This is a genomic window from Brevibacterium sp. Mu109 (assembly GCF_900169375.1).
Taxonomy (GTDB): Bacteria; Actinomycetota; Actinomycetes; order Actinomycetales; family Brevibacteriaceae; genus Brevibacterium; species Brevibacterium yomogidense_A.
Window position 1 is genome coordinate 1 of the sequence record NZ_FXZF01000107.1, and the last position, 1,158, is coordinate 1,158.

1 protein-coding gene and 1 pseudogene are annotated in these 1,158 nt (G+C 62.8%); both read left to right on the forward strand.

Annotation, left to right across the window (positions count from 1 at the left end; all coding sequences use genetic code 11):
- Positions 1 to 798, forward strand: a 798-nt coding sequence (locus BSP109_RS16680) for an MFS transporter (protein ID WP_146001232.1), incomplete at its 5' end; no start/stop codon positions are given.
- Positions 795 to 1,158 (forward strand): annotated as a pseudogene (locus BSP109_RS17190) (sugar phosphate isomerase/epimerase); the annotation flags it as partial. The gene BSP109_RS16680 and the pseudogene BSP109_RS17190, both read left to right, overlap by 4 nt.

The window sequence follows — 1,158 nt, forward strand, 5'->3', positions numbered from 1 at the left end:
CTGCAAGTTCTGCGAACGGTGCGCACTGAAGAGCGCGCGGCCGCTGAGCTGGGGGCCGTCGAGCTGGTCGCCGAAGCGACAACCGGAGACCAGCGAGTCGGCTATCGCAAGTTCGTCTTCAACAAATGGCTGATCAGGATCGTTCTCGTCGGCATCGGCGTCGCCGTATGTCAGCAGCTGACGGGCATCAACTCGATCATGTACTACGGGCAGATCGTGCTCATCGAGTCGGGATTCGCGGCCAACGCGGCGCTCATCGCCAACAGCGCTCCCGGAGTCGTCGCAGTGCTCGGCGGATTCGTCGCACTCTACATGATGGACCGTGTCGACCGTCGCACGACGTTCATCACCGGGCTGGCACTCACCACTACATTCCACCTGCTCATCGGCCTGAGCTCGATGTATATGTCCGAGGACAATCCCCTGCGAGCATGGGTGATTCTCGCACTCATCGTCGGCTTCGTCGCGTCGATGCAGACCTTCCTCAACGTCGCAGTGTGGGTGTGGCTGGCTGAGGTGTTCCCGCTTCCGATGAGAGGAGTCGGGATCGGAATCTCGCAGCTCTTCGGGTGGGGAATGAACGGAGTCATCGCTCTGGTGTTCCCCTCACTCGTCGCCGCCATCGGCATCTCAGGAGTCTTCTTCGTCTTCGCTGGAGTCGGGGTCGTCGCACTGATCTTCGTCGCCACCCAGGTGCCCGAAACACGGGGAATCTCGCTGGAGAAGATGGAGGAGGGCATCGAATCCGGACTCGCCTACGACTTCCTTGCCTGGCGGAAGCTGAGGGACGAGCGATGAACGATCCTCAACTGGTGGCGACATGTTGGACGAGCGCCGGAGACGCGGCACCGATGCGCGCATCGGAGGCGAGTCCACACGCTGCCGTGACGCGCGTGCGGGTGGCCGCCGAAACTGGATGGGCGGGGGTGGGGTTCGTCCTCGACGATCTCCGCCAGGTCCGCGACACCATAGGATACGAACTGCTGGCCGAGGAGATCAGGGCATCGGGGCTCAGCCATGTCGAAGTCGAACTGTGCTCCCGATGGTGGACAGAGGACTCTGGTGATTGGCGGCAGGACTGGGCTGACCTGCTCGCGGCCGCTGGGGCGCTCGATGCATCGTTCATCAAAGTGGGGACGGAGATGGCGCCCCAGGTCA